1 protein-coding gene is annotated in these 467 nt (G+C 67.2%); it reads right to left on the bottom strand.

Going from position 1 to position 467, the window contains the following annotated elements:
* Positions 1-467, bottom strand: a 467-nt coding sequence (locus AC0L3A_RS40950) for a VCBS domain-containing protein (protein WP_473256610.1), incomplete at both ends; no start/stop codon positions are given.

The following is a 467-nucleotide window of genomic DNA, read 5'->3' on the forward strand; positions in this document are numbered from 1 at the left end:
CCCGCCGTGCCAACCCCACTTTCGACCAGCTGAACGCTTTGCGCGCCCGCCGTAACCGTCGGATTGTCGTTGGTGCCGGTGATGGCGAAGTTCACCGCCGTGCTGGCGGTGCCAGTGCTGCCGTCCTTGACGTAGACCGTGAAGTTGTCACTGACGCTGGCGCCGCCCGCCAACGCATTGGTGTCGGGGTCGGCGTTGTTGAGCGCGTAGCTCACCAGCCCGGTCGCGCTGGTCAGCGTCGCCGTGCCGTAGATGCCGGTCTTGCTGTAGGTCACCCCGCCGTCGCCGGTCGCCCAGCCACCCGTGGTGGTCATCGCCGTGTTGTCGTAAACCGCGCTGTCGCCGGTGTCCGGATCGGCCTTGGTCAGCGTGATGCTGGCCGACGCCGTTCCCGCCGTGCCAACCCCACTTTCGACCAGCTGAACGCTTTGCGCGCCCGCCGTAACCGTCGGATTGTCGTTGGTGCC

The sequence above is a fragment of the Bradyrhizobium sp. MI1.3 genome, assembly GCF_055811695.1.